The organism is Pseudomonas kitaguniensis (assembly GCF_009296165.1).
Taxonomy (GTDB): Bacteria; Pseudomonadota; Gammaproteobacteria; order Pseudomonadales; family Pseudomonadaceae; genus Aquipseudomonas; species Aquipseudomonas kitaguniensis.
Genome location: NZ_VUAZ01000074.1, coordinates 1 through 14,347, shown reverse-complemented (window position 1 = coordinate 14,347; position 14,347 = coordinate 1). Strand labels below are relative to the sequence as shown.

The window sequence follows — 14,347 nt, the reverse complement described above, 5'->3', positions numbered from 1 at the left end:
AAAAATGCGTACCCTGGCCCTGTCTTCGGCCACTGGTTCCCTGAGCGACGCCGACCGTACTTCGAACAATGACGAATACCAGGCTCTGACTTCGGAACTGACCCGTATCTCCCAAACCACCACCTTCGGCGGCCAAAAACTGCTCGACGGTTCGTACGGTACCAAGTCCATTCAGGTCGGCGCCAACGCCAACGAAACTATCAACCTGAGCCTGGACAACGTTGCAGCCAACAACATTGGTTCGCAGCAGATCAAAAGCGTCGGCGTTGCACCTAGCACCACCGGTGTTGCAGGCGGCGTGATCGGCGTGACCGGCAACGGCCAGTCTGCCAGCATCACTGTAGCAGCAGGTGCTTCGGCCAAAACCATCGCCAGCCAATTGACCGGCGCTGTAGGCGGCCTGTCGGCTACCGCCAGCACTGAAGCTCAGTTCACCGTCGGCGCTGCCGCGGCGACTACCCCGGCTTCGTTCACCATGACCATTGGTGGCCAAGCCACCACGTTCACCGGCGTAACCAACACTGCCAACCTGGCTGACCAGTTGAAGTCCAACGCTGCCAAGCTCGGCATCAGCGTTAACTTCGACGAATCCAAAGGCACTCTGTCGGTTAAGTCCGATACAGGTGAGAACATTGGTTTCAGCGCTTCGACCGATGCTGGCTCGATCACTGTTGCAACCAAAGATGGCAAAGGCGTTTACGGTGCTGCTGTTGCTGTGGCCGACGGCCTGATCGCTACTGGTGCAGTCGACCTGGACTCTTCCAAAGGCTACTCGTTGAACGGCGCCGGCGTAACTGGCCTGTTCGCTGGCACTGGTGTGACTACCATTGCCTCGACCAAGACCACTGTTGCTTCGACCGACGTGACCAGTGCTTTCAACGCACAGGCCGCTATCGCGGTAATCGACGGCGCTATCAGCGGCATCGACAGCAGCCGTTCGGGCCTGGGTGCTGTGCAGAACCGTCTGGCAACTACTGTAGACAACCTGACCAACATTCAGAAGAACTCCACCGCTGCACGTTCGACCATCATGGACACTGACTTCGCTGCTGAAACAGCTGAGCTGACCAAGCAACAAACCCTGCAGTCGGCTTCTACTGCGATCCTGTCGCAAGCCAACCAACTGCCATCCGCTGTACTGAAGCTGCTTCAGTAACAACGGCGCTGAGTAACGGACGGAAGGGCGCGTTTACGTGCCCTTTTCGTCTTTTCGGTTGTTGAGGAGATTGGACATGGACATGAGTGTAAAGCTGAACCAGTCTTATCCGCCGGTTGCACCTCAAAGCGCAGCTGCCCCGGTGGTTGCTGATAAAGACAAAAGCAAAGTCGAGGCGACCAAGCCTTCCCAGGGAGAGCCTGCACGGGCGGATCTGGAAAAAGCGGTCACCGACATGCGAGAATTCGTACAAGCGAACCAGCGTCAGCTGGATTTTTCGATTGATGACTCCACCCATCAGGTGGTCGTCAAAGTGATTGCCACTGACAGCGGTGAAGTTATTCGCCAGATTCCCTCAGAGACGGCCCTGAAGTTGGCACAGAACCTGGCGAGCGCCAGTCATATGTTGTTTGACGAACAGGCCTGAGCTGGCATGAAACGTGTTGCTGATTTGTCTTGAGCGGGTGTTCGTCAAGATAACGGCAGCGCCTGATAAGGAGAAAGATGATGGCGGGTACAACGGTTAGCGGTGTCGGTTCGGGTATCGATACCCAGTCGATTGTGACATCCCTGGTGAATGCTGATAAAGCGCCCAAGCAGCTGCAAATCAACAGTCAGTCGCAAAAAGCGACCACCACGCTGTCGTCGATCGGCAAAATTCAGGCGGCATTGGACGCGTTTCGCGGTGCCCTTACCACGATGGGTACCGACAATAGTTTCAGTGGCTTGACCGGCACCTCGTCCAATGAGGCCGTGGCGACCATGACGGCCGGTGCCGGTGCGTCCAACGGCTCGTTCTCGCTGGTGGTCAACCAGTTGGCCACGCCCTCCAAGCTGTCGACTGTCAGTTTTGCGGCTGGCCAGACCACGGTTGTGAATAAAACGACGACAGCAACCACGCTGACCATGAGCCAGTCTGGCAAGAAGTACGACCTGAGCGTACCGCCTGGCGCGACGCTGCAGCAGGTACGTGATTCGATCAACTCGCAGTTCTCCACTGCCGGGCTCAGTGCCAACATCCTGACCGACTCCAGCGGTTCACGGCTGATCCTTACCTCGACAAACGGTGGTGTGGGTTCGGACATCACAATGTCGGGCAACTCCGGGATTGATACAGGCTATACGGTGGTCAGCCCGCCGCAGAACGCCAAGTACACGATTGACGGGATTGCTGCTGAGTCGAAGACCAACAACATCGCCGATGCGGTGAGTGGCATCAGCATCAAGTTGTTGACGGTATCGCCGACAGTTACCACCAATGATCAAACTGAAAATCCTAAGCGTACGGCGCTGACTATTTCAGTCAGCACCAGCACCACCGCCTTGAAGTCTGGGGTCAAGGGCTTTGTCGATACCTACAACGCCCTGCTCAAAGCGATGAACACCGAAACCGCTGTGACCAAGGATGCCTCGGGTAACTCCGTAGCCGCGACGCTGACCGGTGATCCGACCCTGCGCACGTTGCAGTCGGCCCTGCGCAATGAGTTTAATGCGTTGTCCGGTAGCGGTACCCTGAAGTCGCTGGCGCAGTTTGGTATCAGCACTGACCAGAGCACAGGCTTGCTGACCATTGACGATAAGAAGTGGGGGGCTGCGGCGCTGACCAATGCCGCTGACATCACCAGTATGTTCACTGGCAAGACCGGTTTGTTGGCGCGCATGACGGCGGCAACGGACGACTATGCCAAGCCGAGTACCGGCATTTTTGCCACCCGTTCGGCGTCGCTGTCTGAAAGCCTCACAGACCTGAGCAAGCAGCAGTCTGCACTGGACGAACGCAGCGCGGCATTGCAGACCAGTTTGACCAGCAAGTACGCTTCCATGGACTCCCTGGTGGCAAGCTTGCGTCAACAGAGCAGTAACATTCTGGGTACCCTCAACGCCTTGAACAATGACAAAAACAGCTGATTGAGCGCGTGTAAAAAAGCCCGGGCCATTGGCCTGGGCTTTTTTTTGAGGTTCAAACCATTAAAGTTTTGTGCGATACCGTCGACATAAAGGTTACTAGAATCTTTTACGTTGTCGCCGGTCACGAGGTAGAAATATGAACGCCATGAGAGCCCTACGCCAGTACCAAAAGGTCAATTCCCACGCCCAGATCTCTGAGGCCAGCCCGCATCGGCTGGTGCAGATGCTGATGGAAGGTGGGCTGGACCGCATGGCTCAGGCCAAAGGTGCACTGGCGCGTGGTGACATCGCTCAGAAAGGCTTGATGCTGGGCAAGGCCACCGACATCGTGATCGGCCTGCGCGACGGTCTCAACGCCGAAAAAAGCGACGATAAGGCGTATGTGCACCAGTTGGAAAACCTCTATGTGTACATGACCAACCGCTTGATGGAAGCTAATCTGCACAACGATGCCGACATGATCGACGAAGTCGCGCGTTTGATGATTACCGTAAAACAAGGTTGGGATGCCATCGCTTCCCCCCAAGGCGCCGCACAATAATAAAGGCCGCAGGCCTTGAGGAACCCGTCATGAGCCACGCACTGCAACGCATTGATGAAACCCGTGAAGCGCTGATCGGCGCGCTTGCGCAACGCAACTGGGACGCTATCGGCGAACTGGACCTGGGTTGCCGCAACGTGATCGAAGACGTGCTCAGCGAAGCGCCGGTAGACGAGGGTGCGCTGCGCGAGAAGCTGGAAAGTTTGCTGGCGGTGTATCAGCAACTGCTGGAAGTGACGACGGGTGAGCGCCAGGCGATTTTCGAAGAGATGTCGCAGATCAACCAAGCGAAAAGTGCGTCAAAGGTTTACCATCTGTTCGGTTGAACGGGCACGGTTAGACCGATCGGCGCGTCATATATTTGACTGTGCCAGAGTTTTTGACTTAACTAGTGTTGTTTTCAGATTTCAGGCGTCTATAGATTAAGAAGTCCTACAGCCGTCTCGATTGCCCTGACACCGGGCAGGAAGTTTTACTAGGGAAGTTGCTATTGCATGTGGCGTGAAACCAAAATTCTGCTGATCGATGACGATAGCGTCCGCCGCCGTGATTTAGCGGTGATTTTGAATTTTCTTGGCGAAGAAAATTTGCCCTGCGGCAGCCAGGACTGGCAGCAGGCTGTCAGCTCGTTGTCATCGAGCCGTGAAGTCATTTGTGTACTGATCGGGACGGTAAACGCTCCTGGCGCCGTTTTGGGCTTGTTAAAGACACTGTCAACCTGGGATGAGTTCCTTCCCGTGTTGCTAATGGGCGATATTTCTTCTGTCGACCTGCCGGAAGACCAGCGCCGTCGCGTGCTTTCCACCCTGGAAATGCCGCCCAGCTACAGCAAATTGCTCGACTCCCTGCACCGCGCCCAAGTCTATCGCGAGATGTACGATCAGGCCCGTGAGCGTGGCCGTCACCGCGAACCCAATTTGTTCCGCAGCCTCGTCGGCACCAGCCGTGCGATCCAGCACGTGCGCCAGATGATGCAGCAAGTGGCCGATACCGACGCCAGCGTGCTGATCCTCGGCGAATCCGGCACCGGCAAGGAAGTGGTCGCGCGCAACCTGCATTATCACTCCAAGCGTCGCGACGGGCCGTTTGTGCCGGTCAACTGCGGGGCGATCCCGGCAGAGCTGCTCGAAAGCGAACTGTTCGGCCACGAGAAGGGCGCCTTTACCGGCGCGATCACCAGCCGTGCCGGGCGTTTTGAGCTGGCCAACGGCGGCACGCTGTTCCTCGACGAAATCGGCGACATGCCGCTGCCGATGCAGGTCAAATTGCTGCGCGTCTTGCAGGAACGCACGTTTGAGCGCGTGGGCAGCAACAAGACCCAGAGCGTTGACGTGCGCATCATCGCTGCCACGCACAAGAACCTCGAAAGCATGATCGAGGTGGGCAGCTTCCGCGAAGACTTGTACTACCGCCTCAACGTATTCCCGATCGAGATGGCGCCGCTGCGTGAGCGCGTCGAAGACATCCCGTTGCTGATGAACGAACTGATTTCGCGCATGGAACACGAAAAGCGCGGCTCGATTCGTTTCAATTCGGCGGCAATCATGTCCCTGTGCCGCCACGGCTGGCCGGGCAACGTGCGTGAACTGGCCAACCTTGTAGAGCGCATGGCGATCATGCACCCGTACGGGGTGATCGGCGTGGTCGAGTTGCCGAAGAAATTCCGCTACGTCGACGACGAAGACGAGCAATTGGTCGATAGCCTGCGCAGTGACCTGGAAGAGCGTGTGGCGATTAACGGCAATACGCCGGACTTTGGTTCAACCGCCATGCTGCCCCCCGAAGGCCTGGACTTGAAAGACTACCTCGGTAGCCTGGAACAAGGCCTGATTCAGCAGGCGCTGGACGATGCCAACGGTATCGTGGCGCGTGCCGCAGAGCGCTTGCGCATCCGTCGAACCACGCTGGTTGAGAAGATGCGCAAGTACGGTATGAGCCGTCGCGAAGGTGATGAACAGGCGGATGATTGACGCCTGTTTTTCAACCGACTGAAATATAAGCCGTTTTTTTTAGGCACGGGTATTGCTACAGCCCTCGTAACGTTCCGTTTAACTGACGGTCAGCCAAGCGAGAAGCATGATGCCCCACGCCGCCCATCTATCTTCGGCCCCTGATATTTTGGGGCCTGTTCCGACTGTAGAGCAGCTCAGCCCGCATGGCCTTGAGCAGGCGTTCTCGCAGTTCAATCACATCTCCAGCCAACTGACTGACTCCTACAGCTTGCTTGAAGCCCGGGTTTCCGAGCTTAAAGGCGAGCTGGCGGTGGTCAGTGCCCAGCGCATGCAAGAGCTGGCCGAGAAAGAGCGCCTGGCCAACCGTCTGCAAAACCTGCTCGACCTGTTGCCCGGTGGCGTCATTGTGATTGATGAAATGGGCCGGGTTCGCGAAGCCAACCCGGCCGCGCGCGACTTGCTCGGCGAACCGCTTGAGGGCGAGCTGTGGCGCCACGTGATCACGCGTTGCTTTGCGCCGCGCGAGGACGACGGGCACGAGATCTCCCTTAAGGACGGCCGCCGTCTGTCGATCGCCACCCGTTCCCTCGACGCCGAGCCCGGCCAACTGGTGCTGCTCAACGACCTGACGGAAACCCGCCACCTGCAAGACCAATTGGCGCGGCATGAACGCTTGTCGTCGTTAGGCCGTATGGTCGCTTCTTTGGCGCATCAGATTCGTACGCCGTTGTCGGCGGCATTGATCTACGCCAGTCATTTGACTGACGAGCAGTTGCCGGCGGCGACGCACCAGCGCTTTGCCGGTCGCCTCAAAGAACGCCTGCATGAGTTGGAACACCAGGTGCGTGACATGCTGGTATTTGCCCGCGGCGAGTTGCCGCTGACCGACCGCATCACCCCGGCTGAGCTGATGCAGGCGCTGCAAGCGGCGGCGGCCACGCATATCCAGGATGTGAGCGTGCGCTGGCAGTGCGACAGCCACCTCGGCGAGCTGTTGTGCAACCGCGACACGCTGGTCGGCGCGTTGCTCAACCTGATTGAAAACGCCACTCAGGCCAGCGGGCCGGGCGCGCGACTCAAGGTGCATGTCTACCGCCGCGAGCACACCCTGCGCCTGTGCATCAGCGACAGCGGCAGCGGCATCGAGCCTGCGGTGCTGCGGCGCTTGGGCGAACCGTTTTTCACCACCAAAACCAACGGTACTGGCCTGGGCCTGACCGTGGTCAAGGCGGTGGCGCGTGCGCATCAGGGAGAATTGCAATTGCATTCCCGGTTGGGGCGTGGCACCTGTGCATTGATGACCTTGCCGCTGTTTTCTGGCGCGGCGAGCGCGGAGTAAAGATACATGGCTATCAAGGTTTTGTTGGTGGAAGACGATCGCGCCCTGCGTGAAGCATTGGCTGACACGCTGCTGTTGGCGGGCCATGACTACCGCGCGGTCGGTTCTGCCGAGGAGGCCCTGGAAGCGGTTGAGCAAGAGCCTTTCAGCCTGGTCGTCAGTGACGTGAACATGCCCGGCATGGACGGCCACCAGTTACTCGGCCTGCTGCGTGCGCGTCAGCCGCAACTGCCGGTGTTGCTGATGACCGCGCATGGCGCCGTGGAGCGGGCGGTGGACGCCATGCGCCAGGGGGCAGCGGATTACCTGGTTAAACCGTTCGAACCCAAAGCCTTGATTGAACTGGTTGCCCGACACGCCCTCGGCGTGGTTTCGGCGGCCGATGGCGAAGGTCCGATAGCCTTCGAAAAGGCCAGCGCACAATTGCTCGAACTGGCGGCCCGCGTGGCGCGCAGCGATTCCACTGTGCTGATTTCCGGCGAGTCGGGCACCGGTAAAGAAGTGCTGGCGCGGTATATCCATCAGCAATCGAACCGCGCCAAACAACCGTTTATCGCGATCAACTGCGCGGCGATCCCCGACAACATGCTGGAAGCCACCTTGTTCGGCCACGAAAAGGGCTCGTTCACCGGCGCCATCGCGGCCCAGGCGGGCAAGTTCGAACAGGCGGACGGCGGGACTATCCTTCTCGACGAAATCTCTGAAATGCCGCTGGGCCTGCAAGCCAAGTTGCTGCGGGTGTTGCAGGAGCGCGAAGTCGAGCGCGTGGGTGCGCGCAAGCCGATCCAGCTGGACATTCGCGTGGTCGCCACCACCAACCGCGACCTGGCGGGCGAAGTGGCGGCGGGGCGCTTTCGTGAGGACTTGTTCTACCGGCTCTCGGTGTTTCCGCTGGCGTGGCGGCCATTGCGCGAGCGCCCGGCAGACATTATTCCGCTGGCCGAGCGCCTGCTGAACAACCACGTCAAAAAAATGAAGCACGCCCAGGCGCGGCTGTCGGCCGAGGCTCAGGCGTGCCTGATCAGCTACCCGTGGCCTGGCAATGTGCGCGAGCTGGATAACGCCATCCAGCGTGCGCTCATACTGCAACAGGGTGGGCTGATTCAGCCTCAAGACTTCTGCCTGGCCATGGGCAATGGCGCTGCGCCGTTGCCGAGCCTGGCGCCAGCGCCGGTGGTGGCCACTGAAGCCGAGTCCGGCGGTGCCTTGGGCGACGATCTGCGCCGCCGCGAATTCCAGATGATCATCGACACCCTGCGTGCCGAGCGCGGCCGCCGCAAAGAAGCCGCCGAGCGCCTGGGCATCAGCCCGCGCACCCTGCGCTACAAGCTGGCGCAGATGCGCGACGCTGGAATGGACGTGGAAGCGTACCTTTTCGCAACCTGACCAGTAACAACGCCGATAAGGTTTGTCGCCTTTTCTTACGAGTTGCTACAGAGCTGGCACCCTTGTTGCTACCTCCCTTAGTAATTGCTGCGTAGTGTCAAAAAATTGCAGGTCGTCGGAGAGAAAAGGTCATGAGCCAAGGTATTGAGTTCAATCGGTTAATGTTGGATATGCGCTCCATGCAAATGGATGCCATGGCTCAACCGAAATCCGTCGCCCCAGCGCCAGCGTTGGGCCAAAGCAGTTTTGCCGACATGCTCGGTCAGGCCGTCAATAAGGTCAGTGATACCCAGCAAGCCTCGAATCAGCTGTCGACCGCCTTTGAAATCGGTAAAAGCGGCGTGGACCTCACCGACGTGATGGTCGCGTCGCAAAAGGCCAGCGTTTCTTTTCAAGCCCTGACCCAAGTGCGTAACAAGCTGGTTCAGGCGTATCAAGACATCATGCAGATGCCGGTTTAAGGACGAGATTTAAGTCATGGCAGAAGCAGTCGTGGATAACCCTCCCGCCAAAGCAGACGGCAAGCCGCCGCTGTTTGGGCTGTCGTTCCTGGAAAACCTTTCCGAAATGACCATGTTGCGTCAGGTCGGCCTTATGGTCGGCCTGGCTGCCAGCGTGGCGATTGGTTTTGCCGTGGTGCTGTGGTCGCAGCAACCTGATTACCGCCCACTGTATGGCAGCCTGGCGGGCATGGATTCCAAGCAGATCATGGAAACCCTCGCCGCCGCCGACATCGCCTACACCGTGGAGCCTAACTCCGGTGCGTTGCTGGTCAAGGCCGACGACGTGGCGCGTGCGCGGATGAAACTCGCCGCCGCTGGCGTGACACCGTCCGACAGCAATATCGGTTTTGAAATTCTCGACAAGGACCAGGGGCTCGGTACCAGCCAGTTCATGGAAGCCACGCGCTATCGTCGTGGCCTGGAAGGCGAACTGGCGCGCACTATTTCGAGCCTGAACAACGTCAAGGGCGCCCGCGTGCACTTGGCGATTCCGAAAAGCTCGGTGTTCGTGCGTGATGAACGCAAGCCAAGTGCCTCGGTGTTGGTCGAATTGTTCTCCGGCCGCTCGTTGGAGCCTGGCCAGGTGTTGGCGATCATCAACCTGGTGGCGACCAGCGTTCCCGAGTTGAGCAAGTCGCAAATCACCGTGGTCGACCAGAAGGGCAACCTGCTCTCGGACATGGCCGAAAACTCGGCACTGACCCAGGCCGGCAAGCAGTTCGACTACAGCCGCCGCATGGAAAGCATGCTCACCCAACGCGTGCACAACATTCTGCAGCCGGTATTGGGCAACGACCGCTACAAAGCTGAAGTGTCTGCCGACGTGGATTTCAGCGCTGTCGAGTCGACGTCCGAGCAATTCAACCCGGACCAGCCAGCCCTGCGCAGCGAACAGTCGACCAGCGAACAACGCACTGCCAGCAGTGGCCCGCAAGGCGTACCGGGTGCGTTGAGCAACCAGCCGCCAGCGCCGGCCACCGCCCCGCAAACCACCGGTGGCGCCGCCGCGACCGCAGGTGCTATTGCCGCTGGCCAGCCATTGCTCGACGCCAACGGCCAGCAGATCATGGACCCGGCCACCGGCCAGCCGATGCTTGCGCCGTACCCGGCAGACAAGCGTAACCAGTCGACCAAGAACTTCGAACTCGACCGCTCCATCAGCCACACCAAGCAACAACAGGGCCGTATCAATCGCCTGTCGGTGTCGGTGGTGGTCGATGACCAGGTCAAGGTCAACGCGGCTGACGGTGCTGTCACCCGTGCGCCGTGGACCGCCGATGAATTGGCGCGCTTCACGCGTCTGGTGCAGGACGCGGTCGGTTTTGACGCCAGCCGTGGCGACAGCGTCAGCGTGATCAACATGCCGTTCTCCGCCGAACGTGGTGAAGTGATTGCCGAAGCGGCGTTCTACACGCAGCCGTGGTTCTGGGACATCGTCAAGCAAGTTTTGGGTGTATTGTTTATTTTGGTGCTGGTGTTCGGCGTGCTGCGCCCGGTGCTGAACAACATCACCGGCAACGGCAAAAAGCAGCTTGCGCTGGCAGGCAGCGACGTGGAGTTGGGTGGCATGGGCGGCCTGGATGGCGAATTGGCCAACGACCGTGTCAGCCTCGGTGGCCCGCAAAGCATTTTGTTGCCTAGCCCGAGCGAAGGTTACGACGCTCAGTTGAACGCAATCAAAAGTCTGGTGGCAGAAGACCCGGGCCGTGTGGCTCAGGTCGTGAAAGAGTGGATTAACGCAGATGAGTGATAGTCGAGCCGCTGTTGCCAAACTCACCAAGGTCGATAAAGCCGCAGTATTGCTGCTGTCCCTGGGTGAAACCGACGCCGCACAAGTGCTGCGCCACATGGGCCCCAAAGAGGTTCAGCGAGTGGGCGTGGCCATGGCGCAAATGCGCAATGTGCACCGCGAGCAAGTCGAACAGGTGATGAGCGAGTTCGTCGAGATCGTCGGCGACCAGACCAGCCTGGGTGTCGGCTCCGACAGCTATATCCGCAAAATGCTGACGTCTGCGTTGGGCGAAGACAAAGCCAATGGCCTGATCGACCGTATCCTGCTGGGTGGCAACACCAGCGGCCTCGACAGCCTGAAATGGATGGAGCCGCGCGCCGTGGCGGACGTGATCCGCTACGAGCACCCGCAGATCCAGGCCATCGTGGTGGCCTACCTCGACCCTGACCAGGCGGGCGAAGTGCTTGGCCATTTCGACCATAAAGTGCGCCTCGACATCATTCTGCGCGTGTCGTCGCTGAACACCGTGCAGCCGGCGGCCCTGAAAGAACTCAACACGATTCTCGAGAAGCAGTTCTCCGGCAATTCGAATGCCTCGCGTACTACCTTGGGTGGTATCAAGCGCGCGGCCGACATCATGAACTTCCTCGACAGCTCGGTCGAAGGCCAGCTTATGGACTCGATCCGCGAGATCGACGACACGCTGTCCGGCCAGATCGAAGACCTCATGTTCGTGTTCAACAACCTCTCCGATGTCGACGACCGTGGCATTCAGGCGTTGCTGCGCGAAGTCTCCTCCGATGTGCTGGTACTCGCACTCAAGGGCTCCGACGAAGGCGTCAAAGAGAAGATCTTCAAGAACATGTCCAAGCGTGCTTCCGAACTGTTGCGCGACGACCTGGAGGCCAAAGGCCCGGTGCGCGTCAGCGATGTGGAAACCGCGCAGAAGGAAATCCTCACGATTGCCCGCCGTATGGCCGAAGCCGGAGAAATCGTTCTCGGCGGGAAGGGCGGCGAAGAAATGATTTAAGGCGCTGCACATGTCGAGCAAAGATGAGGCACCCAGCGACCTGATTCGTGCGCGGGATGTCGGCGGGTTCGACGTTTGGTCGTTGCCCAGTTTTGATCCGCACCAACCCGAACCCGAACCCGAGCCTGAACCGGTTGAAGTGCCGCCTGCGGAAATGGAAGAAGTGCCGCTGGACGAAGTCCAGCCACTGACCCTGGAAGAGTTGGAAAGCATCCGCCAGGAGGCCTACAACGAAGGCTTTACGGCGGGTGAAAAAGACGGTTTTCGCAGCACCACGCTCAAGGTCCGCCAGGAAGCCGAAGTTGCGTTGAGCGTCAAGCTGGCCAGCCTGGAGCGCCTGATGGGCAGTTTGTTCGAGCCGATTGCCGAGCAGGATTCGACCATCGAAAAAGCCATGGTCGGCCTGGTCGAGCATATTACGCGCCAGGTCATTCAGCGCGAACTGGTGCTTGATTCCAGCCAAATCGAAAGCGTGATGCGCGAAGCCCTCAAGCTATTGCCGCTGGGCGTCGGCAATGTGCGGTTGTACATCAACCCGCAGGACTTCGAACAGGTCAAAGCCCTGCGCGAGCGCCATGAAGAAACCTGGCGGATTGTGGAAGACGCGTCGCTGCAGCCCGGCGGTTGCCGCGTCGAGACCGAACACAGCCGCATCGATGCGACCGTTGAAACGCGTATCACCCAGATCATGGCCAAGCTGCTCGACCAACAGCACGAGCAGGCCCTTAACCCGACCGAACCCGACCTGAGCGTTGACCTGGACGCCACCGATGCGCCTTGACCGCACCAGCTTCGCCAAGCGCCTGAGCAGCTACGCCGAGGCCACCGTGTTGCCCGGCCAGCCGATCCTTGAAGGGCGCCTGTTGCGCATGGTTGGCCTGACCCTCGAAGCCGAAGGGCTGCGCGCCGCGATGGGCAGCCGTTGCATGGTAATCAACGACGACAGCTACCACCCGATGCAGGTCGAAGCTGAAGTGATGGGCTTTTCCGGCAGCAAGATTTTCCTGATGCCGGTCGGCAGCTTGGCGGGCATCGCCCCCGGCGCCCGCGTGGTGCCGTTGGCCGACACTGGCCGCCTGCCCATGGGCATGAGCATGCTGGGCCGCGTGTTGGACGGTGCCGGGCGCGCGTTGGACGGCAAGGGCAGCATGAAAGCCGAAGATTGGGTGCCGATGGACGGCCCCACCATCAACCCGCTTAAACGTAACCCCATCAGCAGCCGCTGGACGTGGGTATTCGCAGCATCAACGGATTATTGACGGTCGGCCGCGGCCAGCGTCTGGGCCTGTTCGCCGGTACCGGCGTGGGTAAATCGGTGTTGCTTGGCATGATGACGCGCTTTACCGAAGCCGACATCATCGTGGTCGGGCTGATTGGTGAACGGGGCCGCGAGGTCAAGGAGTTCATTGAGCACAGCCTCGGCGAAGAAGGCCTCAAACGCTCGGTAGTGGTGGCCTCGCCAGCCGACGATGCGCCGCTGATGCGGTTGCGCGCCGCCATGTACTGCACGCGTATCGCCGAATATTTTCGCGACAAGGGCAAGAATGTTCTGTTGCTGATGGATTCGCTCACACGTTTCGCCCAGGCCCAGCGGGAAATCGCCCTGGCCATCGGCGAGCCACCCGCCACCAAAGGCTATCCGCCGTCGGTGTTTGCCAAGCTGCCCAAGCTGGTCGAGCGCGCCGGTAACGCCGAGGCGGGCGGTGGTTCGATCACCGCGTTTTATACCGTGCTTTCCGAAGGCGATGACCAGCAAGACCCGATTGCCGACTCGGCGCGCGGTGTACTCGACGGGCACATCGTGCTGTCGCGTCGCCTGGCGGAAGAGGGGCACTACCCGGCCATCGACATCGAAGCGTCGATCAGCCGGGTGATGCCTGCGGTGGTTACGCCGGAACACATGGCCCGGGCGCAGCAATTCAAGCAGTTGTGGTCGCGTTATCAACAGAGCCGCGATTTGATCAGCGTTGGCGCCTACGTGGCGGGTGGCGACCGTGAGACTGACCTGGCGATTGCCTTGCAGCCGCAATTGGTGACCTATCTGCGCCAAGGGCTCAACGACAAAATCAGCATGGGCGAAAGCGAAGCGCACTTGGGCTCGATCTTCGCCCCGGCGCCAGGCGGTTAAGGTATGGCCAGTACGCGTGCGTCGCGCTTGGCTCCGGTGGTGGACATGGCCGAAAAGGCCGAGAAAGCTGCGGTTCAGCGGCTGGGTTACTTTCAGGGCCAGGTACGGTTGGCGGAAAGCAAGCTCGGCGACCTGGAGCGCTTTCGCGGTGAGTACCAGCAGCAGTGGATCGACCGCGGCAGCAAGGGCGTGTCGGGCCAATGGCTGATGGGTTACCAGGGCTTTCTCAACCAGCTGGAAACCGCGGTCGGCCAACAGCGCCAGAGCCTGGCCTGGCACCAGAACAACCTCGATAAAGCGCGTGAGGGCTGGCAGCAGGCGTTCGCCCGGGTCGAGGGTTTGCGCAAACTGGTGCAGCGCTATATCGACGAAGCGCGGGCGATTGAAGACAAGCGCGAGCAAAAGTTGCTGGATGAGCTATCGCAACGACTGCCTCGCCAAGAACAGTTTTAGCCAGCACCGCGGATCTTCTTTGCTTTTTGTGGGAGCAAACCACCTCCTATCAAACTACAAATAACCTATTGTTTTTGCTATTAAAATTCATCCAGGTTTGTGGCTTTGGTTTTGAGTGCATATCCGTTATTGAGTTTATGGCTTGTATCGGTTCCGCTCTTACAGCGGGTCACTTTTGAAAGAACCGGAAGCCGGCCTAATCCCCCAAGCAGAATGCAT

At 59.5% G+C, this 14,347-nt stretch carries 13 protein-coding genes and 1 pseudogene; all 14 read left to right on the top strand.

What is annotated here, in order from left to right; genetic code table 11:
• On the top strand, positions 1–1,156 hold a 1,156-nt coding region (locus F0169_RS13685), incomplete at its 5' end, for a flagellin (protein WP_152746826.1).
• 76 nt (positions 1,157–1,232) lie between these two features.
• Positions 1,233–1,583: a flagellar protein FlaG gene (locus F0169_RS13680; protein ID WP_152746825.1), complete on the top strand. Its 351-nt coding sequence runs from the start codon at positions 1,233–1,235 to the stop codon at positions 1,581–1,583.
• A gap of 80 nt (positions 1,584–1,663) precedes the next feature.
• Entirely contained in the window at positions 1,664–3,064 is a 1,401-nt protein-coding gene (gene fliD, locus F0169_RS13675; protein WP_152746824.1) for a flagellar filament capping protein FliD, read from the top strand.
• A gap of 136 nt (positions 3,065–3,200) precedes the next feature.
• Complete coding sequence (gene fliS / locus F0169_RS13670; protein ID WP_058413200.1) at positions 3,201–3,605, top strand: flagellar export chaperone FliS; 405 nt, start codon at positions 3,201–3,203, stop codon at positions 3,603–3,605.
• Positions 3,606–3,634: 29 nt separating this feature from the next.
• Entirely contained in the window at positions 3,635–3,931 is a 297-nt protein-coding gene (fliT, locus tag F0169_RS13665; RefSeq protein WP_058413199.1) for a flagellar protein FliT, read from the top strand.
• 168 nt (positions 3,932–4,099) lie between these two features.
• Positions 4,100–5,575: a sigma-54 dependent transcriptional regulator gene (locus F0169_RS13660; protein ID WP_058413198.1), complete on the top strand. Its 1,476-nt coding sequence runs from the start codon at positions 4,100–4,102 to the stop codon at positions 5,573–5,575.
• Between the two features lie 109 nt (positions 5,576–5,684).
• On the top strand, positions 5,685–6,896 hold the full coding sequence (locus F0169_RS13655; RefSeq protein ID WP_122250254.1) for a sensor histidine kinase: 1,212 nt from the start codon (positions 5,685–5,687) through the stop codon (positions 6,894–6,896).
• A gap of 6 nt (positions 6,897–6,902) precedes the next feature.
• A complete protein-coding gene (locus tag F0169_RS13650; protein WP_122250252.1) occupies positions 6,903–8,282 on the top strand; it encodes a sigma-54-dependent transcriptional regulator in 1,380 nt (459 codons plus the stop codon).
• A 131-nt stretch (positions 8,283–8,413) separates the two neighbouring features.
• Positions 8,414–8,743 (top strand): flagellar hook-basal body complex protein FliE, encoded by a 330-nt coding sequence (gene fliE, locus F0169_RS13645; RefSeq protein ID WP_058413196.1) that lies wholly within the window; start codon positions 8,414–8,416, stop codon positions 8,741–8,743.
• 16 nt (positions 8,744–8,759) lie between these two features.
• On the top strand, positions 8,760–10,535 hold the full coding sequence (gene fliF, locus F0169_RS13640) for a flagellar basal-body MS-ring/collar protein FliF (RefSeq protein WP_058413195.1): 1,776 nt from the start codon (positions 8,760–8,762) through the stop codon (positions 10,533–10,535).
• Positions 10,528–11,547: a flagellar motor switch protein FliG gene (fliG, locus tag F0169_RS13635; RefSeq protein WP_048720872.1), complete on the top strand. Its 1,020-nt coding sequence runs from the start codon at positions 10,528–10,530 to the stop codon at positions 11,545–11,547. The genes fliF and fliG overlap by 8 nt, the downstream gene beginning before the upstream one ends.
• Positions 11,548–11,557: 10 nt before the next feature.
• Positions 11,558–12,328 carry a flagellar assembly protein FliH gene (gene fliH / locus F0169_RS13630; protein WP_152746823.1) on the top strand — a complete coding sequence of 257 codons (771 nt, stop codon included), beginning with the start codon at positions 11,558–11,560 and terminating at the stop codon, positions 12,326–12,328.
• Positions 12,318–13,675: pseudogene (fliI, locus tag F0169_RS13625) on the top strand (flagellar protein export ATPase FliI). The gene fliH and the pseudogene fliI overlap by 11 nt, the downstream one beginning before the upstream one ends.
• A gap of 3 nt (positions 13,676–13,678) precedes the next feature.
• On the top strand, positions 13,679–14,128 hold the full coding sequence (gene fliJ, locus F0169_RS13620; protein WP_058413192.1) for a flagellar export protein FliJ: 450 nt from the start codon (positions 13,679–13,681) through the stop codon (positions 14,126–14,128).
• The last annotated feature ends 219 nt before the right edge of the window (positions 14,129–14,347 follow it).